The organism is Algoriphagus sp. oki45 (assembly GCF_036245605.1).
Taxonomy (GTDB): domain Bacteria; phylum Bacteroidota; class Bacteroidia; order Cytophagales; family Cyclobacteriaceae; genus Algoriphagus.
Window position 1 is genome coordinate 738,652 of the sequence record NZ_BTPC01000001.1, and the last position, 25,002, is coordinate 763,653.

At 42.1% G+C, this 25,002-nt stretch carries 20 protein-coding genes; 3 read left to right on the forward strand and 17 right to left on the reverse strand.

What is annotated here, in order from left to right; genetic code table 11:
* Positions 1-46: 46 nt before the first annotated feature.
* Entirely contained in the window at positions 47-769 is a 723-nt protein-coding gene (locus AAA942_RS03285; protein ID WP_338218805.1) for a tetratricopeptide repeat protein, read from the forward strand.
* On the opposite strand, the gene AAA942_RS03290 is transcribed toward AAA942_RS03285, so the two are convergent.
* Entirely contained in the window at positions 756-1,598 is an 843-nt protein-coding gene (locus AAA942_RS03290) for a universal stress protein (RefSeq protein ID WP_338218806.1), read from the reverse strand. The genes AAA942_RS03285 and AAA942_RS03290 overlap by 14 nt on opposite strands.
* Before the next feature lie 7 nt (positions 1,599-1,605).
* A complete protein-coding gene (locus AAA942_RS03295; RefSeq protein WP_338218807.1) occupies positions 1,606-2,526 on the reverse strand; it encodes a 2-hydroxyacid dehydrogenase in 921 nt (306 codons plus the stop codon).
* A gap of 173 nt (positions 2,527-2,699) precedes the next feature.
* Here AAA942_RS03295 and AAA942_RS03300 point away from each other — a divergent pair, with 173 nt between their 5' ends.
* Positions 2,700-3,548, forward strand: a complete 849-nt coding sequence (locus AAA942_RS03300) for a DUF2911 domain-containing protein (RefSeq protein ID WP_338218808.1) — start codon at positions 2,700-2,702, stop codon at positions 3,546-3,548.
* 58 nt (positions 3,549-3,606) lie between these two features.
* Here AAA942_RS03300 and AAA942_RS03305 read toward each other — a convergent pair whose 3' ends face one another.
* The 10 genes from AAA942_RS03305 to AAA942_RS03350 form a co-directional block, all read right to left on the reverse strand.
* Positions 3,607-5,310, reverse strand: a complete 1,704-nt coding sequence (locus AAA942_RS03305; RefSeq protein ID WP_338218809.1) for a sodium:solute symporter — start codon at positions 5,308-5,310, stop codon at positions 3,607-3,609.
* Positions 5,311-5,412: 102 nt separating this feature from the next.
* Complete coding sequence (locus AAA942_RS03310) at positions 5,413-7,869, reverse strand: PIG-L family deacetylase (RefSeq protein ID WP_338218810.1); 2,457 nt, start codon at positions 7,867-7,869, stop codon at positions 5,413-5,415.
* A gap of 92 nt (positions 7,870-7,961) precedes the next feature.
* Complete coding sequence (locus AAA942_RS03315; protein WP_338218811.1) at positions 7,962-9,068, reverse strand: acyloxyacyl hydrolase; 1,107 nt, start codon at positions 9,066-9,068, stop codon at positions 7,962-7,964.
* 167 nt (positions 9,069-9,235) lie between these two features.
* Positions 9,236-10,444 (reverse strand): tetratricopeptide repeat protein, encoded by a 1,209-nt coding sequence (locus AAA942_RS03320; RefSeq protein ID WP_338218812.1) that lies wholly within the window; start codon positions 10,442-10,444, stop codon positions 9,236-9,238.
* 23 nt (positions 10,445-10,467) lie between these two features.
* Positions 10,468-12,987 (reverse strand): DNA gyrase subunit A, encoded by a 2,520-nt coding sequence (gyrA, locus tag AAA942_RS03325; RefSeq protein WP_338218813.1) that lies wholly within the window; start codon positions 12,985-12,987, stop codon positions 10,468-10,470.
* A gap of 94 nt (positions 12,988-13,081) precedes the next feature.
* On the reverse strand, positions 13,082-14,104 hold the full coding sequence (locus tag AAA942_RS03330; RefSeq protein ID WP_338218814.1) for a hypothetical protein: 1,023 nt from the start codon (positions 14,102-14,104) through the stop codon (positions 13,082-13,084).
* Between the two features lie 96 nt (positions 14,105-14,200).
* Positions 14,201-14,674, reverse strand: a complete 474-nt coding sequence (locus AAA942_RS03335) for a hypothetical protein (protein ID WP_338218815.1) — start codon at positions 14,672-14,674, stop codon at positions 14,201-14,203.
* Between the two features lie 103 nt (positions 14,675-14,777).
* Positions 14,778-15,434, reverse strand: a complete 657-nt coding sequence (gene rpe / locus AAA942_RS03340; protein ID WP_338218816.1) for a ribulose-phosphate 3-epimerase — start codon at positions 15,432-15,434, stop codon at positions 14,778-14,780.
* Between the two features lie 30 nt (positions 15,435-15,464).
* Complete coding sequence (locus tag AAA942_RS03345) at positions 15,465-17,135, reverse strand: S8 family serine peptidase (protein WP_338218817.1); 1,671 nt, start codon at positions 17,133-17,135, stop codon at positions 15,465-15,467.
* The gene (locus AAA942_RS03350) at positions 17,122-17,784 is read right to left on the reverse strand and encodes a hypothetical protein (RefSeq protein WP_338218818.1); all 663 of its coding nucleotides are present in this window, start codon (positions 17,782-17,784) and stop codon (positions 17,122-17,124) included. The genes AAA942_RS03345 and AAA942_RS03350 overlap by 14 nt, the downstream gene beginning before the upstream one ends.
* A gap of 129 nt (positions 17,785-17,913) precedes the next feature.
* Here AAA942_RS03350 and AAA942_RS03355 point away from each other — a divergent pair, with 129 nt between their 5' ends.
* Positions 17,914-18,528 carry a phosphoribosylanthranilate isomerase gene (locus AAA942_RS03355; protein WP_338218819.1) on the forward strand — a complete coding sequence of 205 codons (615 nt, stop codon included), beginning with the start codon at positions 17,914-17,916 and terminating at the stop codon, positions 18,526-18,528.
* A gap of 46 nt (positions 18,529-18,574) precedes the next feature.
* Here AAA942_RS03355 and AAA942_RS03360 read toward each other — a convergent pair whose 3' ends face one another.
* The 5 genes from AAA942_RS03360 to AAA942_RS03380 all read right to left on the reverse strand — a co-directional run bounded on the left by AAA942_RS03360 (position 18,575) and on the right by AAA942_RS03380 (position 24,944).
* The gene (locus AAA942_RS03360) at positions 18,575-19,522 is read right to left on the reverse strand and encodes an aldo/keto reductase (RefSeq protein ID WP_338218820.1); all 948 of its coding nucleotides are present in this window, start codon (positions 19,520-19,522) and stop codon (positions 18,575-18,577) included.
* A gap of 100 nt (positions 19,523-19,622) precedes the next feature.
* Positions 19,623-21,026 (reverse strand): NAD-dependent epimerase/dehydratase family protein, encoded by a 1,404-nt coding sequence (locus AAA942_RS03365; RefSeq protein WP_338218821.1) that lies wholly within the window; start codon positions 21,024-21,026, stop codon positions 19,623-19,625.
* Between the two features lie 61 nt (positions 21,027-21,087).
* Positions 21,088-22,470 carry a putative oxidoreductase C-terminal domain-containing protein gene (locus AAA942_RS03370; RefSeq protein WP_338218822.1) on the reverse strand — a complete coding sequence of 461 codons (1,383 nt, stop codon included), beginning with the start codon at positions 22,468-22,470 and terminating at the stop codon, positions 21,088-21,090.
* 108 nt (positions 22,471-22,578) lie between these two features.
* Positions 22,579-23,949 (reverse strand): Gfo/Idh/MocA family protein, encoded by a 1,371-nt coding sequence (locus tag AAA942_RS03375; RefSeq protein ID WP_338218823.1) that lies wholly within the window; start codon positions 23,947-23,949, stop codon positions 22,579-22,581.
* 26 nt (positions 23,950-23,975) lie between these two features.
* Positions 23,976-24,944 (reverse strand): DUF6807 domain-containing protein, encoded by a 969-nt coding sequence (locus tag AAA942_RS03380; RefSeq protein WP_338218824.1) that lies wholly within the window; start codon positions 24,942-24,944, stop codon positions 23,976-23,978.
* Positions 24,945-25,002 lie beyond the last annotated feature (58 nt).

Below are 25,002 nucleotides of genomic sequence, written 5' to 3' on the forward strand. Positions count from 1 at the left end.
AATTCCTTTTGAGGGTTTACCTTTGTGTGACCCAAAAGTTGATAACATGAATTTTGAGAAAGGCTTTAATCTGTACAAAGAGGGAAAATTTGAGGAAGCTTTGGAATGTTTTAATCAGTTGATCAAAAATGAAAGCGGAAAAACTGAGCTTCATCTCTACAGAGGGAGGATTCTTTCCCGACTGGGAAAAGGTGAAGCAGCTTTGGAAGACTTTGACTTCTTGGTCCAAATGGAGCCTTACAATACAGATTACATCAGCGACCGAGGTGTGGTACTGCATCTTTTGGGTAGAGATCAGGAAGCTTTGACTGAATTTGACCGGGCTGCCAATCTGGATCCCAACAATCCCTATCGATACAGTAGCAGGGCCTTTTTCAAGGATAGAATCGGAGATTTGGCCGGTGCAATTGAAGATTATGAAAAAGCAATAGAACTGGACCCCGAAGATGCTGTTGCCTTTAACAACAAGGGCTTGGTTGAGGAAAAAATGGGTTACCGGGAAAAAGCTAAAAAAAGTTTTACCAAAGCAGATGATTTGGTGGGCTACAAGCCGGAAGCCAAGAGCTCTGATTTGCCTCCTATTGGATCGACGACTTCAAAAAAACCAGAAACACCAGTCCAACTCACTCAATCTTCAGAAAATCAAAAATTGGATGCGGGTCATTTTTGGAGGACATTTAAGTCTGTATTCACAGACAGCCAATCTCAGAAGGAATTCCTCGGTTTTGTAAAGGGCCTGTTTTCAGGAAAAAAATCTAAAAACTCTTGATAACCCAAAGTGGTTTGTTGAGGAAATAGGACATTTTCTTGGAAAGGTTTTTGGTAAACACCTTTTGAAAAAAACTCTTCTTTTTACTCAAGGTGACAAGCATATCTCCTTTGGCTACCTGCAGATAATTTTCCAGCGCCAAAGCCAAATCGTCCCTGTAGGATTTCAGCACATAGTTCACTTTATCGTATCGAACGAAGGGTTTGAGCTCATCTATCATAGCCTCATGCAAGGTTTTATCCATGATTTTCAAAGAAGGAGATACATGAACAAAATCCACCTCAGCTCCATAAAATCTAGCCATCTCCACAATCTTCTGGATAGCCAGTTTGTCCTCTTCAAGATAGTCTGAGGCAAAAACCAGCTTTCTTGGTGTTTTGAAAAAAACCCTTCTAGGCACGATCAAAATATCCCGATCAGAATTCTCCACCAATCTTGATGCCCGGCTGCCGATGATATTTTCTCTCAATTCATTGACTCCTTCGGTACCGGCCACAATCAAATCCGCCTGAATCGATTGGGCAAATTCCAATACTCCTTGTACGATTTCCCCTTCCCTAATAGCTATTTCACAACTGTGAAGTCCTTTGGCCTGACTTTCTTTCCAGACTGCATCCTGAAGATTATTGAGTTTTTCCTGAACAAATTCTACCTGATAGCGACCATGAGTGTCTTCAGGAGACATTTTCTGATAATCGTCCCGATTGAGCACATGAAAAAGAATCAAGCGTCCTTGGTACTTTTCACCCAACCGAGTAGCATATTCAATTGCATTTAAAGAACATTCAGAAAAATCAGTGGGACATAAAATAGTGAAGTGTTTTTCCATACGAAAATCAATAACCTTTCTCGCGGTCAACGATATTCAGTAGACTGAGGTTGGATTTCAATCTCCTGAAATTTTCAATTATTTGAGGTGTTGCTGCCTCCGGATTAGTCACACTGGCTATATGAGGAGTACAAAGGATCCTATTTTCCTCCCAAAACGGATGATCCTCCGGCAAGGGCTCCTTCCGATAGACATCCAGCATCGCGCCGGAAAGATATCCTTTGTCCAAGGCGGAAATCAAATCCTCTTCGATCAAATGCTTACCTCTGGCAACATTGATAAGATAGGTTCCGGGATTGCATTTTTTGAATAGATCCAAATTTAAGATCCCTTCTGTCTCCGGAGTCAAGGGCAGAAGGCAAATAAGCACATTGATTTCTGAAAGGAAATCATCCATTTGATCACGGGAAAAATAGGGATAAGGAAAATCCTTTTTTTCCGCAAATCCCAAACCAAAAACGGGGAACCCCATGTAATGAAGCTTATCCAAAACATCCCCGCCTAATGCGCCAACTCCCATTACACCTATTTTGACAGGAATTTCAGGGTTGGACATTTCCCATACTTTTCGCTTTTGATCTGCCTGATAGCGGGCGATTTGTCGGTGAAAATTCAATACACCCGTGACCACATAGTTGGTCATGGACCAAGTCAACTTCTCGTCGACGATTCTCACTATCGGCATGGCTTTCGATACTGCAGGATCGCTTAGAATATGGTCCACCCCAGCACCTAGAGAACTGATGAGTTTCAGATTGGGAAAGTTGGAAAGATATCCGGGAGGATGCTGCCAAAGGAGGGCCATTTCCACCTCATTTGGCCGATTAATATCCGGATAAACTTGAATATCCAGGTTAGGTTGATGCTTTTTCAAAGCATCTATCCAAACTTTTGGATCTCTACCTGGACTGATAATGGCAATACTCATCTCAAAAATGGTTTGTTAGTAAAATTAACTGAATCATTTCCCCTAAAAAAGAACCGTCAAAATTTAAGCCACAAGGCTAAGTATAAAAAGAAAGAATTGCCCCAAATTGCAATGTTTTGGAACCTCCAAACCTGAATCTGAATTAGTGAATAAACTTAACCCAATTAAAGATCATGCAAACTAAATTTAGTATTTCTTTAGTCGCCTTTTTTCTGCTTGCCACAGTAGGCTTTACTCAGCAAATCCCCATGCCGCAGGCTAGCCCGAGTGCCAGAATTTCTCAGAAAGTAGGTCTTACAGATGTGACTGTGGACTACAGCAGACCGAGTACCAAGGGTAGAAAAATCTTCGGAGAGCTAGTGCCTTTCGGTGAAGTCTGGAGAACAGGCGCCAATGGTGCTACTGTGTTGACTTTTTCTACAGAAGTGACCATAGCAGGAACCAAAGTGCCTGCAGGTTCTTATGCCCTTTATTCTATCCCCGACAAAACGGAATGGAAATTAATCTTGAGCAAAAACACCAACCTTTGGGGCTCGATCGGATACAGTGCAGACGATGATTTGTTAAGATTTTCTGCCACTCCGGGCAAAACAAGCAAGAAGTACGAAACTTTTGAAATCACCTTTAACAACCTGACGGATAACAGTGCTGACTTGTCTTTGAAATGGGAGCAAACCCGAGTGGATTTCAAAATCACCACTGAAGTAGATCCTATCGTAATGGCGGCAATCCAAAAAGAGGTGATCGATGCAAAGACCACAGATCCTTCACTACTATACCAAGCTGCGAATTACTATTTCACCAATAAAAAGGACATGGATCAGGCTTATTCCTGGATCAAGCAGTCCACCGATCAGGATCCAAAATATTGGACCATGCACCTTAGAGCAAAAATCGAATTGGCACTGGGCTTAAAATCGGAAGCCGTAGAATCTGCCACCAAATCCAAGAATATGGCTGTTGAGGCAAAAAATCCAGATTATGTAGGCTTGAATGAGCGCTTGATCAAAAGCATTAAGTAATCTGCAGATTACTCAATCTCTATTTAAAATGCCTTTGGAAATCATCCAAAGGCATTTTTTATTTTCTCAGAATCAGTTGAAATATCGATCCCACTGCCATCACTGCAATGCACCCGATGGCATTGTACCACAAAAATCCAATATCCCATTGGAACCCAAAGAGCCCTACCCCATTCCAAAAATGAATAACCAGAATCAAAGCCTGAGAGAAAAGGGCCGCTAAGAATACTGCCTTTCCTTTGATCCATTTCATGAAAAACCCAACCATGAAAATCCCTAAGATCGTCCCATAGAAAAGCGAACCCAAGAGATTTACAGCCTGAATCAGATTTTCAAATAACGAGGCATAAGTGGCAAATAGGATAGCTCCCAAACCCCAAAATGCGGTAAATACCTTGGATGACTTTAGGTAATGCTCATCGGTGGCTTCTTTTTTCACAGAACGCTTATACAAATCGATGGTGCTGGTAGATCCCAGCGCATTAAGTTCGGAAGCTGATGAAGACATAGCAGCGGAAAAAATCACCGCAAACAATAGCCCAACCAAACCCTGAGGCAAATAATCCATGACAAAGCGCATGAACACATAATCTGTATCTCTGGTTTCAGCTGCCGGATCATTTTGTACGATAAGAGATTTGACCTCTTCTCGAATGCCGTTCTGTTCGGCTTTAATCTCCTGGATTTGTTGTCTAAACTCAGCCACACGAGTTTCGTCCTCCGCTTCTACTGCCTCCAGCATACCGAGATAGGCTTTTTTGCCCTCTTGAAAGCTTCTGGAGTAGTCTTCTTCCAATTTTCCGAATTCTGGTGCAAAGGGACTTTCCTGAAGTTTTTCAGTCTGCACTTTATTGAATACCACCGGAGGCTGTGTGAATTGATAAAAAACGAAAACCATTACCCCAATGAACAGGATCAAAAACTGCATTGGTATTTTCAAGAACCCGTTCATGATCAATCCCATCCGGCTTTGGGTGAGTGTTTGTCCCGAGAGATAGCGTTGCACCTGGCTTTGATCTGTGCCAAAATAGCTTAGGAATAGGAAAACGGCCGCTGTCATTCCCGACCAGATATTATATCGGTCTGAAAGGTCAAATTCAAAACTCACCACATTGAGTTTATCCATTTTTCCTGCCACATGAAGTGCCTCTTTAAATGATATCGGAAGAAGTTGGATCACAATAAATCCAGCTAGAATCATCCCTCCCATCATTACGGCCATCTGTTGTTTTTGAGTGATCGAGACTGCTTCTGTCCCACCTGAAACCGTATAAACTATCACCAAAACGCCAATTAGCACATTGGTAAACGTAAGATTCCACCCCAGAAGGGTAGAGAGAATGATCGCTGGTGCATAGATGGTGATTCCAGCACCAAGACCACGCTGAACAATAAAAAGTAAGGAAGTGAGTGTTCTGGTCTTCAGGTCAAACCGGCTTTCCAGATATTCATAAGCCGTGTAAACTTTCAGCTTGTAATAAATGGGAATGAAACTGACCGAAATGATAATCATGGCCAAGGGAAGACCAAAATAAAATTGGATAAAGCGCATCCCATCCTCATAGGCCTGTCCGGGAGTACTCAGAAAAGTAATTGCCGAAGCTTGAGTAGCCATGATCGAAAGCCCTATGGTCCACCAGTTCATGGAGTTTTTTCCCCGGAGGTAAGCATCCAGATTTTTTTTGCCTCTGGTCTTATAGACACCAAAGGCAACAATGGAAATCAAAGTCCAAAATAGTACTACCCAATCCAGAGTGCTCATTGGTAGGCTACGGTTAACCAATAAAACAGCGCAATCATTAACCCAAGACTTGCCATAAGAAGAAGGTATACTTTACGCCAACGGATTTGACTTTCGCCCACTTTATTGTTCGATTAGATTGATAAATAACTTGGTAGCTCCCGGAACACCTGCCGGTAGCTGTCGGAAGAAAGATATCCCCGTGTATACGAAGGTTCCATTCCCAAACTTCGTGTAGATCAATGCGCCTTGAGAAGCTTTTTCTTCAGGATCCTGCATGGTCAAAGGACTGCTGTAATTCTCATCCGGATTGGAGGCAAAATAGAGGCCTCTTTCTTGTACCCAGCCTGTGAAATCTGAATCATTGATCGGATTGGGTCCAGCCAAAATCGGATGGCTCCAATCTGCAATTACCGGAGATTCCTGAACGGTGACCCGATCTCTTCCAATGGTAAACGGATAAGGGCCCAACTGATTGGTAAGCAGCGGAGAGCTGGTATTATACTGTACAATCAAATTCCCTCCGGATCTTACATACCCCATGAGAGCCTGCTGATTAGCCGCCAGCTCTGTATTGGTATTGTATGCCCGAATGCCCACTATCACTGCCTTAAATTGGCTCAAATAATCCACTGAATAATCTCCGGGGCCAATCACGGTCACTTGGTATCCCAAAGCAGAGAGCACCCCCGGCACATCATCTCCAGCACCGGGAATATACCCGATTTTCGCTGAAGAGACTTTCCAATCGGCTTGAATCAAATTAATGGAAGCCGGCACAAAGTAGGTCAGATTAGGAATGTGCTTGTATGAGATTGTTTTGGTAATCTGATTGTAGGTCTTTCCCCTAGCTGTAGTAAATCGTGCTGTGACTACCTTTTTTCCGATTCCATTGGGCAAAAAAGCTACTTGATAGATTCGCTTTTTTTGAAAAGCAACATCCTCAATACTCAAAATCCGAAATTGGGATGGGTCTATTCCTTCAAAATCCAGGTTCCCTTCCAAGAATTGATCTCTGAAATTAACCGTAACTGTAACGGTTGGCTCAGCACCAGATATCAAGAAAACATTGTCTTTAGATACGGTCAAATCAACTTCAGGGACTATAATAAACGGCTGCTTGATTTCTCCATCCACCTGATCATTGTATTTATAAAAAAGTTGAACAGGTAACTTAAACTTTTGATCATTAATCCTAAATGAAAGGTCGCCTCCGATAATTTGGGTGGAAAAGGGAACTCCGATATTTTTTTGATTGGAAACTGAAAATATGGCTCCATCTAATGGCTCCTTCAACCAGTACGGCTGAGAATAAGAAATTTCCTCAGGAAGTTTTAATTCAATAGCAAGCTGGACTGTTTCATTTTCTTTGGTGTTTTTGCCAACATAATAGGTTTCAGAAACTTGAAAGTTAACATCCTCAATTTCCAAAAAAGAAGGGTTGTTCAAAATCAGCTCGGTAGATATACTTTCTCCAGGGAAACCAATTTCCTTTCGGGTAATGTACTCATATTCAAATCCCAATGCTTTAAAGATGGTTTGATCCAATTTTTCAATCTTCTCTTTTAGCCAGATTTCCTCTGAGTTCAACTCTAGCATGGATTCTCTCAAGTCCAGCATGGCAGGTACATTTTGATCCGGCTGGATAAAATTGAAATTTTCAATCAATTCTTCAATTTTGTTTTTCAACTCTTTACCACCAGATATACTTACCCATCTATCCAATACACCTTCAAAAGGTGAATCAACATAGGTCTCCCCTCCTACTTGCTCGATAAAATCTCTGGCTCTTCCGCTACCTGCTGTGGATCCAAAACCCTGGGATTTATGCATCGTTCTGCTGTCTGCGGCAATTTGATGATAGGTTTTTCCAAGAAGCGGATCAAAACCTCCTACTTCGAAAGCATGGTACTTTTTCCCTTCTTCCGGCTCAAATTCCCCGCGGAAATTATAGGCATTGAAGAATATCCGCTTGGGAGACCATACAGAAACATACTTTAATTGTTCTGGAAAAGCATCTTCTTTACCAGCAAGCTCAAAGGCCTCTCCTGCCAAAATCGCTGAAGTCGTATGATGCCCGTGAGTAACACCCGGAATGGTATTAAATCTTGTGATAATAATATCGGGCTGAAACTTTCGAATTGCCCAGACTACATCTGCCAAGACTTTTTCCTTATCCCAATTCTGGAGCGTTTCAGTAGGATTTTTGCTAAACCCAAAATCCATAGCGCGGGTGAAATATTGCCTTCCTCCATCTGTAGCCCGGGCTTTTAGAAGTTCCTGGGTGCGGATTTGACCCAATTCCACTCCAAGCTCCTTTCCTATCAGGTTCTGTCCTCCATCTCCCCGGGTCAGACTCAAATAGGCCACCTCTGCATGTTCTCCGTTAGCCAAATAGGCAATGAGGCGGGTATTTTCATCATCTGGGTGGGCTGCCACATACAGAACACGCTTGGTTTCATTGAGCTGAAGTAGCTGATGATAGATTTGTGAGGACGGAAGTGATTGAGCAAAACCGTTACAAATCCATGCAAACAGAATCACAACCGTGGATAGTAGGCAATTTTTGGGTTTGAGCATAGTTGGCTGAATATACTCCGAAAGCTATCCCAACTATCCGCGAAAAGAAATCTTTTTTTTATTAATGGAAAAGATTGGATGCAGACATCCGATTACTTTCTTGGGATTGTATAGCCAAGAGTGAATTCAAAAAAGTCTGCTTTTGCTTTGTGAGCTTTGATGGACATACCTGCTGAAAAATCACTGCCAAACCGATATCGTACTCCGATTCGCTCATAAAACCAGGTGAATTCCTGATTGAGTTCATTTCTATATAAATATACTCCCAAACCGATCGGAACGAACAATCTGGAAGTCAGCTGCCATTCCCAAGATCCGACTACGGCAAGGGAAGTTTGGTCCCTAAACGAAAAACTTTCACCTGGAAATCTCAATTCCATTCCTTGGGCCCAAAACAAATCCAAGCCCAGACCCAATCGATATTTGTAAGACGGCTCAATCAGGTAATTGATTCCCAATCCTCCTCTAAAATAGGATGGATCTCCGATCTCATAATTTCTCATCCCGGTGTAAAGTGCCAAATTCACATAAGATCGGGGTTCTTTTTCCGAAAAATCCGGCTTGGAATAATTCAGAGGACTCAGTTCTCCTAGCTGTACATTGACTGCCAAATTCAAAGGAAAAAGGTTGATTCCAGCATTGGGCTTTTTTGTGGCTCCGTTGGAATAGTGCTTCAATCCAAATCCTGCCCTTAATCCTACCCGCTCACTGATTTGATATTTGGAATAGAACCCAAGATTGACATAAGCATTGATATTAGAGCCAATGTATTGATTCTCCGGGTTGAGATCAGGGTCAAAGGGGGTCAGATTGAATCCAATTCCCATTTGAGAATAGTAGCCGAAGCTCAATTTTTTATCTACTTGGGGAAAGGAAAATGGAATATCCACCCATCCATAAAATGCCATTGGTCTGCCTATTTCACGGGTGTAGGTCAAGGCACTATTGAACCCGACACCAAAAACAGGAAAACGGTAGAGGTAATCATATTTAGAATTCGACAAACTTCTCCAACCCAGCTGAAGGTCAAGCGCTTTGTAATTCACTAGATCCTTAATATTGTCTCCCCATTCTGTTCCATTACTCAGCATAGGACCAGACTCATAGGAAATATTGAAGAACTTTTGATTTTTGACTTGAGCTATTGAATTGGCAAAAGACAGAAGGACTAAAGAAACAAAAAGGCATGCTTTTCTCATTTTCAAAAGATCAATTCCAATTCAAATAAACTAATTACCAAGAAAATACTGACAATCAACTCAAAGCAAATTTAATTATTCAAAGTTTGGCAAGAATGAAAAAATAGAAAAGAGGCTGTCTCAAAAATAGAAACAGCCCCTCTTTACTTATCTCGGTGAGAGAATTATTATTTTTCCATCCAGTTTGGACCTAATCTTTCAGTCAATTTCTGATTGATTTTTTCTGCTTCAGCGGTGTTTTTCAATCGGGTATAAACCTGATAGAGAATGATCAATACGTCATTGTTATCCGGTTGGATTTGAGAAGCTTTCTCGAAGTATTTGGCAGCTTCCTTGTAGTTTTCATCAGCTTTTGCTCCTACGATTGGAGATTGCTTTTCCCATTCTGCATCAGAGAGATTGTTCAACTCATTGAGCATTTTGGTAGACATCTCAAGAAGCAATGCACCGGTGTAATAATTTCCTTGATAAAATTCAGGATCAACTTCCGTAGCTTTCTTGTAGTCAGCTAAGCCACCATCCAAATCGCCTGCCTGCTCTTTTAAGTAGCCGGATCTCAACCAAAGACCTGCATTGTTTGGATCATTTTCCAAAGCATCTTTGATTTGAGACATAGCCTGATCCATTTTGTTCAATTGCAATAGCAACTGGATTTCATATTCTGCCAATACCTTGTCATCAGGATATTCCTGTCTGGCTTTTTCAACCAATGCATATGCACCTTCAGGATCCTTGTCCTCAGAGCTCAGGATCTGAACCATGAAGTAATAGGCGTTGATTTTGTTATACTCAGGCAACTCTAAAAGATAACCAAAGTGTCTCTTAGCATCTTCAAAACGCCCTAGGTCATTAGCGATGAAACCTGCATTGTAATGGATTGTGGAGTCCTGAAGGTCTACTTTTCCAGCCAAGTTGAAGAATTCATAAGCCATTTCAATGTCTTCATTCTCATAACGCTCCAAGGCCTTATCAAATGAAACATTCTTTAGGGTAATGACAGAGTATGGACGAAGATTATCAGGGACTCCGGCTAGGTCTTCTTCATAGATTTCCTTACCAACAGTTGAGCTCTTGTCGCTACCAGCTTTCTCAAATGCCTCCATGTACGTGTCAAATGCAGCATTTCCAATTTCCAGAGTATTCATGGTGTTAGAAGAATCCGAACCAAACATTTTGGTTTGAATTTGAGCTTTAACCAAATAGGTTGCTGGGTCACCACTTGTTTCAGGATTTGCGATTGCCGCATCAATGGCTGTTAGGGCTTCAGTGAAGTTTCCTGATTTGAAACCTTTTTCAGCTTCTCTTACCATTTTCTTTTGTCCAAAAACAAAAGTGGTGGAAGCTGCAAGTGCTAAAGAGAAAATTAGCTTTTTCATTCGTATTGTTTTCTTTTGTTTGATTATTCGGTTATTTCTTCGTTGGATTCGGAAGATTCGTTCGCAAGATCGGAAGATTCTTCATTTTCATCTTCCTCTTTAGAGATTTTTTCCACAGATGAAATTTCATCCCCTTCTCCTACCTTGATAAGCCTAACTCCCTGGGTTGCTCTTCCCATGATTCTCAATTGCTCCATCGAGATACGGATGATAATTCCCGACTTGTTGATGATCATGAGATCGTCTGAATCTACCACTTCTTTGATTGCAACAAGTGCGCCTGTTTTCTCAGTCACATTCATTGCTTTCACTCCTTTTCCACCACGATTGGTGATTCTGTATTCTTCAAGCATGGATCTTTTTCCATAGCCTTTCTCGGAGACAACGAGCAGAGTGGCATTTTCTTCGGAGGCACAAACCATGCCAATGACAAAATCATTCGCATCATTTAACGTGATCGCTTTTACACCAGTGGCGGTTCTTCCCATTGGCCTTACCGCTGATTCATGGAAGTGAATTGCTCTTCCGGACTTGGCAGCAATAACGATATGCTGATCTCCATTAGTCATATCCACATTGACCAATTGATCATCTTCCCGGATGTTTAGAGCGATAATTCCGTTGGATCTTGGTCGGGAATATTGCTCCAAGGTGGTTTTTTTGATGATTCCCTGCTTGGTTACCATCACTAGGAAGTGATTGTTGATGTAATCCTGATCATTCAAATCATCTACCTGAATAATGGCTCGGATTTTATCTCCTGATTCAATATTGATCAGGTTTTGAATAGGCCTTCCTTTGGAAGTTTTGGATCCTTCCGGAATAGCATAGGTTTTGAGCCAGAATAATTTACCCATGTCGGTAAATATCAACAGGTAATTATGGGTAGAGGCAGTGAAAAGATATTCAGTCCAATCATCGTCTTTGGTACTCACTCCCCTTGAACCTACTCCTCCACGGCCCTGAGTACGGTATTCGGTAAGAGCTGTTCGCTTCACATATCCCTGATGGGAAACTGTGATCACTACTTCTTCATTTGGAATCATGTCCTCATAGCTGAAATCCTCTGCATTGTGCTCGATTTCAGTTCGTCGATCATCGGCATAGCGACCCTTCATCTCTAAAAGTTCGGTTTTGATGATTTCCATCCGCTTGTCCTCATTGGCTAGGATTTCTTTCAATTCCTCGATCAAGGCCATGATTTCCTTGTACTCTTGGACAATCTTTTCACGCTCCATTCCTGTGAGACGCTGCAATCTCATATCCAAAATAGCACGGGCTTGAATTTCACTTAATTCAAAACGCTCCATCAATCCATTTCTAGCTGTCTCAGGATCGGCAGAGTTTCTGATCAAAGCAATCACTTCGTCCAAATGATCCAAAGCAATCAAATATCCTTGAAGAATATGAGCTCTCTTTTCTGCTTCTTTGAGTTCGTATTCCGTCCTTCTGACTACTACCTCGTGCCTATGGCTGACGTAGTGGGAAATCAGATCCTTAAGATTTAAAGTTTGAGGTCTGCCTTTGACCAAGGCGACATTATTAACTGAGAATGAGGTCTGAAGCTGGGTTTGTTTGTAAAGGTTGTTTAAGACGACGCTGGGTACAGCATCCCTTTTAAGTTCATAGACAATCCGCATTCCGGATCGGTCGGATTCATCCCGGATCGCAGAAATCCCGTCAATTTTCTTTTCGTTGATGAGTTGGGCGGTTTTCTCCACCATGTTGGCCTTATTGACCATGTAAGGAATCTCGGTGATGACGATCATCTCCCGATTACCTCCATCCTTGGTTTCGATGTTAGCTTTTCCTCTTACAACAATTCGACCCCTACCAGTTTCAAAAGCAGCTTTGACACCATTGTATCCATAGATAATCCCACCTGTAGGAAAGTCTGGAGCAGTAACATGCTGCATCAATTCTGATACTGTAATTTCTCGATTGTCAATATAAGCGACAATCCCGTCGATCACCTCACCCAGATTGTGAGGAGCCATATTGGTAGCCATACCGACTGCGATACCGGAAGCCCCATTAAGCAATAATGCCGGAACCTTAGCCGGCAAAACAGTAGGCTCTTTGAGGGAGTCGTCAAAATTGAATTGAAAATCAACGGTGTCTTTGTTGATATCGACTAGCATTTCCTCAGCAATTCTTCTCAGTCTTGCCTCGGTATATCGCATAGCAGCTGGATTATCTCCATCGATAGACCCAAAATTACCCTGTCCATCTACCATCGGATATCTCAGGGACCACTCTTGGGCCATGCGGACCATGGTATCATAGACAGCCGAGTCACCATGAGGATGGTACTTCCCTAGTACTTCCCCTACAATTCTCGCAGATTTTTTATAAGGCTTGTTGTGTAAAACTCCCAGTTCTTGCATTCCGAAAAGAATCCTTCTGTGAACTGGTTTGAGTCCGTCACGGACATCAGGAAGTGCTCTTGAAACAATAACCGACATCGAATAATCGATGTAGGCTCCACGCATTTCCTCTTCAATATTAATGGGTATGATGTTCTCGTTTTCTCCTTGGGCCATAAAATGCTTTTTCGCGGGTCAAATTAAGCCGCAAGATAGCAAAAAGAGAAGGCTTTTGAAACCTCAGATTCAAAGTAAAACGGATATTATTCCGTCAGTACCATTGACCAACTTTTCGGTTTTGAAGATTGAAAATAGAGCTTCCTCTATATTCGATTCCATCATGCATGTGCTTCATTACCACTCCGCATCCCTGCACTTTGCATCGCTTGGTTCCAGGGATCCGTATAGCCAAACCCAACTGCATCGAGTAAACAGACTGGTTGATTTCCTGAAATTCGGAAAAATCAGAAGAAGCATAGGTAAAGGATCGAAACTCTCCTCCCCCTTTTATAAATAGCTTGGTATATTCAGAAAAATCTCGCTCTACCCTCAATCCTACTCCGAAATAGGGATCTTCGGACACCGCCAATTTAGATTCGTAGGGTTGATTGGGCAGGTCTAGAGCAGGATCATAGGCATTTTTTAATTTAAGTTGGCCAAATTCCCCCTCCAAAATAAACCGCCAAGGATAAATCTGACGGGCTCTTTGCCTCAATTCAGACTGCATGTATAAATTGTTTGAGCTATATTTTCTATATCTCATTTTTAAAAACCCCTGCCTTCTTTTGGCATCAAAAAGAACTAACCCGACAGTACCGTAAGTTTTTGAAATTTGATAAGAAGTTCCTTCAAAAGGAAATTCAAAGTCACCTCCTTGCATCGGAGAAAGATTGCCCCATTCAATTCCGTATCCGCCTCCGATGGTAAGCAGATTAAAAAGATTTATCCTTAGTCCTCCGTTGAATAAAGGAAAAATCCAGTCTCCTGAACTCATTTCAAGAGGGTTTTCAGGAGAAATGTCTAAGGGATTTTCGAAGTTCTGGAATTGGCTTATTGGATAGAGACTGGGATTTTCGGAATAAAAACTCATCCCCATCTGGTGATAAGCCGCCCCGGTAGAAAATTCAAAAGCAAATTGCTCGATTACATTCCGAAAGGCATTTCCGACACCGGACTCACTTTTGGGATTTTTTGCCTTGGTACTGATTCCAAAAATATCCTCGTCCTGTGCTTGGGCAATATTCCCAATCATCAGGATCGAAAGCAAAACAAGAAATGATTTGAAAGTGTGCATGAGAATTTATAACGCTAATTAGCTTAAACCTATAAAAAAAGAAGTCTCTTTTTTAGAGACTTCTTCAAATTTATTGCCACACTTACTGATAACCAATCAGGAATCTCCCTTAGTTTTCATTTCCTCTACCATTTGGTCCAGTCTTTCTTTTAGAGCCGGATCTTCTTTAATCGCTCCATTTACTTTATTGTAGATAGATACTCCTAAAACTTCATCATCCTTGATCAATTCGGTTTTATAATCAACAACGGACTGCTGAAGAGAATCCTGAAAATCTTTGATTGCTTTATAGGCAGCTCTTTCTTCATCCGTCAGTTCAATTTCTGCTTCTTTGGCAGCATCACCCCAAGCGGCTTTAATTTCATTATATCTGGCACCTCCATCAATGACCTCATTATTGATAATCATGTTTTTCAGCTCCTCTGTTTTATCCTCTACGTACTGTGATGTCATTACCTCGACTTTAGCAAATTTTGCCAAATCCTCATCGGTCACTTCTTCTGCCTCCTGAGCAACACTAAACATACTATACCCCATAAAAAGAGCTAAAAACATCCAAATTTTTCTCATAACTATCTTGGTTTAAATGAATACAACTTACAATAAACCAACCTCGGAATGGAATCACAAGTTCATATTTCCGATTTTAAGATTTTTTATGATAAGCGGTTTTTCAAAAAACAGATTCTTTCAATTGCGAAATAATTTGAATGGGATCGGATGAATTAAAAACAAAACTACCGGCAACCAACACATCCGCACCGGCTTGAAAAAGTTGGGGGGCATTGGTCAAATTAACTCCACCGTCCACTTCTATGAGTGTTTTTGAGTTTTTAGAAACAATCAAGTCCTTTAATCTGGAAACCTTAGAGTAGGTGTTCTCAATAAACTTTTGTCCACCAAAGCCAGGATTAACAGACATCACACACACTAAATCTATTTCCTCGATCACCTCAGAAAGAAAACTGACCGGAGTATGCGGATTGATAGCCACTCCTGCTTTTGCACCCAATTGCTTTATCGCTTGCAAAGTGCGATGAAGATGAGTGCAGACCTCTAGGTGGACAGTAAGAATTTCTGCCCCAGCTTTTCTAAATGATTCCAAGTAATCATCCGGACGAACGATCATCAAATGAACATCCAAGGGCTTTTTAGCATGCTTGTGAATGGACTCAGTGACTGGAATTCCAAATGAAATATTTGGCACAAAAACCCCATCCATGATATCCACATGGATAAAATCCGCTTCCGACCGGTTCAGCATCTCTACCTCCTTTTGAAGATTAGCAAAGTCCGATGCAAGAATTGACGGGGCAATAAGGGGATTCATAGTCTGGAAGAATAAATTTCTTTGAAAATGTTATTGTTTGAGGAGTTTGATTTGATTGAATCGAACACCATCAGACATCTGAACCAGATATAGTCCCGGCTTCACTCCGGCAAGCTGCACAATAAATGGAGTCTTTACATCTGCTCGAATCACCTTTGTTTGGATCAAAACTTTCCCAGTAAGGTCAATTAATTCGAATTGGCTTTCTAGACCAGTACCAAAATAAATCATCAATTCCTCACCTGACAAAGGATTCGGAAAGACTTTCCATTCCACTTTTTCCTCTAATTCAGCTGAAAGAATCTCTCCAAAGTAGGCCTGATAAAAACTGGGAATTCCATAACCCAAATTATTGTCTGGGTTTTCGAAATTGCTGGAACTTTCCAAAAGCCGTTGAATCAATTCATCCTTTTTCCACTCGGGTCTTGCCTGCCAAAGTCCCGCAGCCAAAGCGGTCACTTGAGGCGCTGAAAAAGAGGTACCACTTGCAGCACCTGAAGTACCATTTGCTCTCAACAGAATAGGGCTCTCTCCAAAAGCCACCAAATCGGGCTTGAGCCTTCCATCACCTGTGGGACCTCGGGAACTAAAACCTGAAACAGCGAGATTGGAATTAACTGAACCAATAGCCAAAATCCCGGATGCATCTGCCGGTGCTACTAGGGACGAAGTTCCTCTTGAACCATAATTACCAACACTGTTTACAACCAAGATACCTTTATTCGAAGCTATAGAAGCGCCTTTTGTAATCGTTGCAGTTTTACCATCTAAATCTGCGATGGTGTAATTCATTGCAGGATCGTCAAAATCCCAATAGCCAACAGAACTACTGATAATGTCCACTCCCAGACTGTCTGCATATTCGGCACCTCTCACCCAATTCAACTCCTCAACTCGATATTCAGTAGCCACTTCTTCAGTGATCACTAAAATAAAATCCGATTCATATGCCCCTGCAACCAATACACCCGGATCATTGGCACCGATCAAAGAAAGAACATTGGTTCCATGAGGATGATCTGTAAAAACAGAAGGATTCCAAGGACGAATCATGTCTTTCTGTCCGACTATTTGACCATTTGCTATCAATCCTTCGAACCCTTTGGCCTGATTGACTCCGGGAAAGCCTGCATCAAATACAGCAATGGTGATTCCTTTTCCGGTAAAACCTTCCTCATGCATGACGTCAATTCCAATCACTTCATTTTGAAACTGGTAAGATTGATTTTGACCTACTTCGGTGATTCGGGCATTTAATTTGGGTTCTTCACAATTTACAGCACTGCTAGCACTGACCCGCAGATAGTTCTTTAGCCTTCCCGATGGCGGTGGGGTAAATCCGAAAGCCACTAATTCCACCTTTTCAACAAATGGCAATGCGGCAATGGATTTGACTTGTGATTCATTTGCAATAATCACAGAAGCGTTGAGCCATTTACTGCTGTAAAACAAGTAGTCAGCTTGAATTTCCACAGCCTCTTGGTATTTTTTTGATACAGGCAGATCCAAACTATCAGCAGAAATGCCCTCCCGTTGCCTTCTTTGGAGTGCTTTGGCACTCAGGTATTCCCCTGGATTGGATAAAGTAAACTCTGATTGTGGCTTGTATTTGTAATAAACGGCATAGCGATTCTGGGCTTCTGAAAAAGAGATAAAAGCCAAAAAAGTAAAGGCAAACAAAACCAGTTTAATTTTTTCCATAATCCACCAATCTCAAATGAATTTTTTCTCCTCCGTTGATCAATTGTTGACCCAGACAGTCGTTTCTTGAGCAGTAAGTTACTACTTCTGAATATTTTTCAATCAAACCTACCTCTTTTTGGAATACTTCATATCGAAGATCTCGTATAGTCACTTCATCATCCAATTCCTCTTGCTTGACTTTGACCTGTTCCGAATCCATGGTCTCTACTTCAAATTCATCACTCCCCTCTGCCCTATAGGCCAATCCATTCCAGACTTTGCCAACTTCAGGAGGAAAACTGAGTGCCACTAAAGTTTGATTGTTTACAGTTCTGAGAAGAGATAAATCTTTGATTTGAATTGTATAATCAAGCTCCTTAACCCATTCTGATTGGTCTTCGGATGTACTCCTTTGTACTACATAAACCAAATTCCCCTCTACATTAGCGTAGGAGGACCGGATTCTGTCCTGAACGAAAAAAGAAAATTCCTCCGAATCATTTTCCCCAAAATGGATGGTCTGTTCCACCTCATAAATCCAAAAACGACCAATTTCCAAAGGCTGGAATTCATATTGAGGATCAAAAGAAGCTGGCTCAATTTCCTCTTCGCAAGAGAAAATCAAGCAACTCAGAGAAATAAAAAAAAACAGATAAATCTTCCGCATAACTAATCAGAGAAGTAAAAATAGAAGATTTTGTTTCTTGATTTTTAGAATTTGCAGTTTTACTTCTGAGCTGATTTCTTTTCTGGACAAATTTTGTGAAGTACTTTCGCTCTACAATCTGATCAAGAAATGGCATTAAAGACTTTTGTAAAAATCAATCATATTACCAACCTGACTGATGCAAGATACTGTTCGGGAATGACCGTTAATCTTTTGGGCTTTTGCATCAATCCGGAAGACCCCAATTTTGTCAGTCCTGAGGAGTTTGAGGAAATAACAGGTTGGCTCTCTGGAGTAGAGTATGTGGGTGAATCGTCCGGATTACCAGATGAGGAATTGCGGGAAAAACTCGCCAAATATCCGGGTATTACCTGGGTCGAACACGATCGTTTGAACCAACTTCTATCCCTTTCAGATCTTGGGCTTTCATTTATTTATAAATGCAATCTCGATGAAATCAATCATTTGGACCAGGAATTGAAGGAAAAACTGGGGCCTAAGTCAATCTATCTCCACTTGACTAATATCGAATCTGCAATTGAAAAACAGGCAGAAATCCGGAGGCTTTCAGAGAAATTCCAAGTGATTTTGGCAGATGGCTTCAATCCAAATGATGTAGTAGAAATTACAGAAGAATTACCGATTTACGGAATTTCCCTAAACGGAGGCACAGAAATCAAGGCGGGGTTACGGGACTTTGACCAAATGGCTGAAATATTGGAAGCCTTAGAATTTGAGGATTAGGATAAAAAAACCCGGACATATTTGAATTCGTCCGGGTTTTCTTTGTTCAATCCCAAAGATCGCTTTGCTTATATGGACTATGTGGGCCTGTAAAAAAGCTTCCATCAATAAACCGATGTGAAATGCCCAAATCCCGAAGTTCCAGCATGTCTTCTTCTCTTAATTGAATTCGGGAAGCTTCGAAATTCGAGAATATCCTATCCCGATTTACAGATTTAGGAATGACAGCAATATCCCGGTGCAGGGACCAAGCTATCAGGATAACTCCAGGGTTGACTCCGTATTTTTCGGCAATCTCCTCAACCAAAGGATTAGATAAGAGAACGGGATCATTTTTGTGTCGCTCTGCCCTCGAATCCGGCGAGCCTAAGGGTGAATAGGCGGTCATCAGTATGCCATTTTCCTTACAGAAATTCACCAAAGAAAGCTGAGGCAAAAAAGGATGCATCTCCACCTGATTCATTTCAGGCGCTTCTCCTTTCATCGCCAGGATTTCCCGCAATTTGGTCTGATTGAAATTGGATACCCCAATATGCTTGGCCAATCCAGTCCCTTTTTGCTCTTGCATGGCTTCCCAGGTTTGAGTCAGAGGCACATCCTGGTAGGTGTAGAATTCCTCCCGGTGCGTGGCAAAAGTGACCCCATGCTTAAAGGAAACCGGCCAGTGAACTAAGTACAAATCCAGGTAATCTAAGCGGAGATTTTCCAAGGACTTTTCCAAGGCAGGCTTGACATCCTCATGCCTATGGCAATCATTCCAGAGCTTGGAAGTAACAAAAAGCTCGCTCCTTTTCACCAAACCATCAGACAAGGCATCCGAAATCCCCTGCCCTACCTCTTTTTCATTCTGATAAATTGCCGCACAATCTATATGTCTATACCCAGCCTCTATTGCCCAATAGACAGCTTTTCTCACTTCCCCGGGTTTGCTTTTCCAGGTGCCCAAGCCAAGTGCAGGTATTTTATCTCCGTTTTTGAAAGAAAGGGTTTTCATCTTTTTGTTGATTTTATTGATCTATCGAGACGACTTCGACAGCATTGATTTCTGATGTATTTACGATCTATCGAAAGCTAAAGATCGACTATTTGAGTTTTCATTCCGACTTTTTCTCCAAGTATCGCTTGAAACGATTCATTACCCAAAGATGCAACTTAGCCTGTGTATTGATGTAAATAATCCACGGAAGGCGGGGAACAAATTCATGAATGGCAGAAACGATATATCGGCTGTCCAGCACTTCTCTAAACTCCATCCATCCGTAATCAAAACGCTTGACCAGCCAGCCTCCCGTGATATAAAAGAGCTGCCTTTGCTCATCACTTCGGTCAGGAATCAAGGTCAGTTGAAGCATGGGCTTTTTCCCCCAGAGCAAATGAAAGCCGATTTCTCCCTGATTGGATACTTTTCCATTAATCAAAAAACGAAAGAATTTAGGCAACCATAAATAATAGCGATTCGCCACCCAAAGCGCTGAGTTCCTTCCTTTGTTGGGAATACGCTGAATCGACCGAACAGTATTTTTCACGCCTTTCTTTTTGAAAAAATCAGGCAAGCTGGGCGTTTCATTTGCAGTCAATGCAATCTTGACCGACTCCTCATAGCTGAGGTAATTGATTTTCTTTTCCTTGAATGCCAATCGGTCAGAAACAACCAAGGTGTGTCTCAGACTTTCTACCAACGGGGAAACCAATTGGGGCGGGCTTTCCCCAAATAGACCGACCCAAAATTTGCTTAAGCCCAAGGAAAATACAGGTATGGAAAAAACGAGTCTGTTTTTCCCCATGACTTCAGCAGTTTTTTCCAACATTCGCCGGTAAGACATCACCTCGTCACTTCCAATTTCTATTACCTGCCCAAAAACAGAAGGATTTCCTATGCAAGTGTCAATGATATCCAAAGTATCCTTCAATGAGATAGGTTGGGTCAAAGATTCGGTCCATTGAGGACACATCAATACCGGGAGCTTTCTCACCAAATTTCGGATCATGTCAAAACTCGACCCCCCAGGACCGACAATGATCGAAGCCCGCAAAGCAGTCAATTTGGACTTTCTCGAACCCAAGGTTTTTTCTACCTCAAGGCGGCTTTTCAAGTGTCTTGAAAGACTTTCTTCGGGTTCATCGGGAATCAATCCACCCAGATAAATAATCTGACTGACGCCGTTCAATTCGGCAGCTCGGCTGAAATTATCTGCCAAAAGCAAATCTGTATCTTCAAAACTTCCCTGATTCAATCGAGTGGAAGCATTCATGGAATGAACCAGATAAATCGCCACATCCACTCCCCTTAAAGCCTCAATAGTGGAAGAAATGGAATAAAGTTCTACTTGTCTCCATTCCACTTCAGGATAGGGGTTGGACTTAACTTTTCTGCGGCTGAGGCCGATGATCTTGTACTTGGATCTGAAGTTTTCGATAAACCAACTTCCGATATAACCCCCAGCCCCGGCAATGGCGACTGTCAGTGGAGTTTTGGAAGATGGGTCGGATATGGACATAAAAAAACTGGAATTAGGGTTAAAACTAATTCAATTCCAGTCTGTTCAGTTTACTCAAATATTATTTTTGAGCGAATTCCCTAGCCAAAGTGGTCGTATAGTACTTGGTAATCATATTTGGCACTTCCCAATCCGGCATGTTGCCGTCTTTGTAATATTCCAAAAATCGCTCCGTGACTTGTGCAAAATGTGCTTCATGTCCGTTGTGGTATTGATCAGGAATAATCACCCGATATTCTCCTGTGGGAGTCTTTTCCAAATCGATTCCAGGATAGGTAGATTGAAGAGTTATTTTCACTGCTTCTTCCAATGCTTCATCCTGGTCTCCCAAAAGCTCCACATAGAGCTCAGGACGGTAGTTTTGCTCTTTTCCCTGCCGAATAACCAAGTTGGCTTTTGTTCCTCGCATCATGCTGTAATGGGTATCTCCTGCCCCCTCTGGTGCCTGAAAATTCCAGATCACGCTTACTTTGGCATGAATGTCTTTTAAGGTGTAGTTCATTTCACCATTGGCAAAGACCTCCAAAGAACCATTTTTTATATCTTTTTGAAGAAAATCTGAGAAATCTGATTTCCCCGTTACCTTTTGGAATTCTTCTAGGCTCAAAGGGGTGGCCCACCTTCTGGCAGAAAGCATCGTAACATCGGTGGTATCCAAGATCTGATCCGGATAGGCTTCCCATTGAATCAAGTCCACCAAGTGGGTGGTCACATCCACTATTCCCTCTCCTTCGATATCTATATCAAAGAACCAATCTGGTCTAACCAAAGGAACTCCAGAAACATATTTGAAAAAGTGATGCACGGATTCTTTGGTGATCGCCGGATTATCCGGGCTTCCTTTTTCCAATTCACCAAAAACAGAAGAAATTCTGGAGAGCTCTTTTTGAAGTAAAGTGGTAATCTCGAACCGCTCCGTCATGATATCATAGACCAGCAAATTTTTCTCTTTAGCTATCTCAAAGGCCTTCTTCAGCTTTTGAAATCCTCCGCGATTGATAACCAAGGGCTTATCTGCGTATACATGAATCCCATTTTGGACAGCCTCAAGGATATAATCTATTTTTTTGTCATTCTTTCCGGCCACCATCATCACATTGCCGGGTTTTTGGGAAATCATCTTCTTCAGGTAATCATTTCCTGAGTAGATCTCCAAATTCCAAGCGGTTGGATTTTCTGATCGGGTATTGTAAGACTCCAATCGTTTCAGATGATCCTTCAATTCATCTCCTGGAGGTGCAAAAATGTAAACAGTTGAATCCACTTGCGGATACATGGTCTTATGGATCAAGCCGGCATGAAAATGACCGGGATCCAAAGTCATAATGGTTACATTTTGGATGGTGGATTCACTCATATTGCTTTCAGGTTCTGTCGAGCTACAAGCCCCGAACAAAAGGGCCGCAAAAGCCCCTAATGTATAATTTCTCAGATTCATTTCCATTTTTCTGTGAGTTGGGAAAACCTCCTCATTTCATGCTTTTGAAGTTTTCACAAAGGTTTGATGACTTACTTCTTCAGCTTTCTAAATTCAAACTTCAGACTTTTTGCTTCAGACCTTCACATAATCCGTTCCCCAGGGTCTTCGCTGAGGCCTACTGAGATGCGAATTAGCTTCCGGGTCATTGATAAACTCTTCTTTCACTGGATCCCAAGCCAGTTTTCTGCCCATTTTCATGGCAATATGGCTAATCAAGCACACAGAACAGGCCCTATGTCCGATTTCTACAGGAGAAAGCAATTCAGTTTTGCCCTGTATCGCATCAAGCCAATTTCCGTGATGCTCATCACTTCGGGTCAATCGGATTTCATTTTCTCCTATCTGAGAAGTCAGGATTTTGGGATTTGAAGCGTCCAGAGCTTTGGCATTGTTGTTTTGGGCTACAGGATCAGAGGAAGAGGCCTGATAGTTTCCTCGGGAAACCCAAATCCATCCTTCAGTACCTTCGTATCGAATCCCGTTGGGATAGCCACCGGAAGTCAGCATGACGATTCCATTGTCGTATTCGGCTTTGACCATAAAGTCACCATGCACATTCCAAAAACCAGCCCGAGGGAATTCAGCCACGGCTTCAATATATCTGGGTCCGGTCAATTCGGTATCCATTCCCCATGCCGCTGAGTCAAAATGATGCTGACCCCAGCCGGTAATCATTCCTGCACCGTAATTTTCGTGTCTCAACCAACCCGGACGGCTGTAATCGTTTTGAGGATGCACGCCAATCTCTGAGTAGGGAATCTCCGGAGTGGAACCCAACCACATGTCAAAATTTAAATTGGAGGGAACAGGCATGGGTGGGGCATCCGGTCCAGCAGGATCTCCCGGAAGACCAATTCGGACCGTATGAAGTTTTCCTATTCGCCCATTTCGAACCAATTCAGCAGCAATTCTAAATTGCTCACTCGAGCGCTGCTGCGTTCCAAGCTGAAGAACAACACCGGTTTTATTGACCACTTCTACCAATTGCCGCCCTTCCTTGATGGTCAGTGACGTGGGTTTCTGCACATAAATATGCTTTCCAGCCAAAGCTGCCTCCATGGCAGGCTGCGAATGCCAATGGTCAGGAGTGGAAATAATCACTGCATCGATATCCTTGTTGAGTAGCATTTCCCGATAGTCCCCATACTGCTTCACATCCATGTATTTTTCGCCCAGCTTTTTGGTGTAGTAGTCTTCGACCAGTTTTTTCCCATCCGCCATCCGCTTGCTATCCACATCGGATACCGCTACAATTCGGGCCACATCATGTCTCCAAGTCCCTGGTAGATCATGATCACGGGCAATTCTTCCACACCCAATCTGACCAATATTGATTTTGTTGCTCGGTGCGTTTTTTCCAAAAACAGAAGCTGGAACAATGGTAGGGAAGCCAAAAGCAGCTCCTGCAAGGGCCGTTTTTTTCATAAAATCTCTTCTTTGCATATCGTTAATGGTTTGTTGCTTGATATTTATTTCACAAAAGCTCTCCAATAAGCCTCAGCTTCCTCGGAACTGAGGTCACCGTCAAATACGATCATCCGGTACTTGAGGGAGTATCGTTTTTCGGGCTGTAGTTCCCAAGATTCATGACGGATAGGGCAAAACTCAATGAACACATTTCCTTTGCCATTATACTGACCGACTGGCCAAACCCGCAAAGGTTCCGGATGGGCTTTATTGGTATTATGGCCGAGAAAAAGAATCCCACTTTGTCCTTCTGGAGAATCAGTTTTTCCCTTGACAATGATCCATTTGGCTTCCGTTCCATCTGCAGTTTTGCGATCGTGGCCCTCTGAAGTCAAAATGGTACTGTTGTCATCTCCCCAAACTTCTGTGGCACGAAACCCTATTCCACCTCCATATCGGTAATCATCCAAAAGGATGCCTCCGGGAATTTTGGTTGAAATGGTAGTCGTATAATCTACCATATATCGGCCTTTGTCTGCCGGCTTCAATTTGATTCTCAAATCCTCTTCGATAGCCAATCTTTCCGATTCAGGAGCCTTCAGATCGATGTGGTTTTGACGAACATTCAGCTCTGCTGCACCACCGGCTATTTTTTTGGAAAGGATATGAGAAAAGTCCACCCTACCCTTTTCATCCCCCAAATTCCAAAAATCCACCTCTCTCCCACGGATAGTAGCCCGCGTCCAGGGTCCCCAAATACCGTAGTGATGATAATGATCCTTTGGCTGTATCCTACTGAGCACTTGACCGCTTGGAGAAATGATCGGATGAATAAATCCCGATTTGCTGAATGCTTCTTTGATTCCCTGAGGCACAGGTTCTTTGACTGTCTGATAGGTCAAAACTTTCTTTCCACCGAAGTAGAAATCAACTCCCTTTTCGGAGTCTCTGAGCTCGACTTCCTGCGCAAACGATCCCGTAGAAAAAAGGGCAAAAAAGAACGCAGAGGTCAAAATTCTTTTGAAAGACATAGAAATTTCAGGTTATTGGGCTTGTGATTTTGAAATTATTAAAATCTCCTAAAAAGCA

What these genes read in the sequence shown, in the direction of transcription:
- AAA942_RS03350 (WP_338218818.1), bottom strand. Translation starts at nt 17,784, where the DNA reads ATGCGGAAGATTTATCTGTTTTTTTTTATTTCTCTGAGTTGCTTGATT.
- AAA942_RS03305 (WP_338218809.1), bottom strand. Translation starts at nt 5,310, where the DNA reads ATGAGCACTCTGGATTGGGTAGTACTATTTTGGACTTTGATTTCCATT.
- gyrA (WP_338218813.1), bottom strand. Translation starts at nt 12,987, where the DNA reads ATGGCCCAAGGAGAAAACGAGAACATCATACCCATTAATATTGAAGAG.
- AAA942_RS03360 (WP_338218820.1), bottom strand. Translation starts at nt 19,522, where the DNA reads ATGAAAACCCTTTCTTTCAAAAACGGAGATAAAATACCTGCACTTGGC.
- AAA942_RS03300 (WP_338218808.1), top strand. Translation starts at nt 2,700, where the DNA reads ATGCAAACTAAATTTAGTATTTCTTTAGTCGCCTTTTTTCTGCTTGCC.
- AAA942_RS03290 (WP_338218806.1), bottom strand. Translation starts at nt 1,598, where the DNA reads ATGGAAAAACACTTCACTATTTTATGTCCCACTGATTTTTCTGAATGT.
- AAA942_RS03295 (WP_338218807.1), bottom strand. Translation starts at nt 2,526, where the DNA reads ATGAGTATTGCCATTATCAGTCCAGGTAGAGATCCAAAAGTTTGGATA.
- AAA942_RS03330 (WP_338218814.1), bottom strand. Translation starts at nt 14,104, where the DNA reads ATGCACACTTTCAAATCATTTCTTGTTTTGCTTTCGATCCTGATGATT.
- AAA942_RS03365 (WP_338218821.1), bottom strand. Translation starts at nt 21,026, where the DNA reads ATGTCCATATCCGACCCATCTTCCAAAACTCCACTGACAGTCGCCATT.
- AAA942_RS03375 (WP_338218823.1), bottom strand. Translation starts at nt 23,949, where the DNA reads ATGCAAAGAAGAGATTTTATGAAAAAAACGGCCCTTGCAGGAGCTGCT.
- AAA942_RS03345 (WP_338218817.1), bottom strand. Translation starts at nt 17,135, where the DNA reads ATGGAAAAAATTAAACTGGTTTTGTTTGCCTTTACTTTTTTGGCTTTT.
- AAA942_RS03355 (WP_338218819.1), top strand. Translation starts at nt 17,914, where the DNA reads ATGGCATTAAAGACTTTTGTAAAAATCAATCATATTACCAACCTGACT.
- AAA942_RS03380 (WP_338218824.1), bottom strand. Translation starts at nt 24,944, where the DNA reads ATGTCTTTCAAAAGAATTTTGACCTCTGCGTTCTTTTTTGCCCTTTTT.
- AAA942_RS03370 (WP_338218822.1), bottom strand. Translation starts at nt 22,470, where the DNA reads ATGGAAATGAATCTGAGAAATTATACATTAGGGGCTTTTGCGGCCCTT.
- AAA942_RS03315 (WP_338218811.1), bottom strand. Translation starts at nt 9,068, where the DNA reads ATGAGAAAAGCATGCCTTTTTGTTTCTTTAGTCCTTCTGTCTTTTGCC.
- AAA942_RS03285 (WP_338218805.1), top strand. Translation starts at nt 47, where the DNA reads ATGAATTTTGAGAAAGGCTTTAATCTGTACAAAGAGGGAAAATTTGAG.
- AAA942_RS03320 (WP_338218812.1), bottom strand. Translation starts at nt 10,444, where the DNA reads ATGAAAAAGCTAATTTTCTCTTTAGCACTTGCAGCTTCCACCACTTTT.
- AAA942_RS03335 (WP_338218815.1), bottom strand. Translation starts at nt 14,674, where the DNA reads ATGAGAAAAATTTGGATGTTTTTAGCTCTTTTTATGGGGTATAGTATG.
- AAA942_RS03310 (WP_338218810.1), bottom strand. Translation starts at nt 7,869, where the DNA reads ATGCTCAAACCCAAAAATTGCCTACTATCCACGGTTGTGATTCTGTTT.
- rpe (WP_338218816.1), bottom strand. Translation starts at nt 15,434, where the DNA reads ATGAATCCCCTTATTGCCCCGTCAATTCTTGCATCGGACTTTGCTAAT.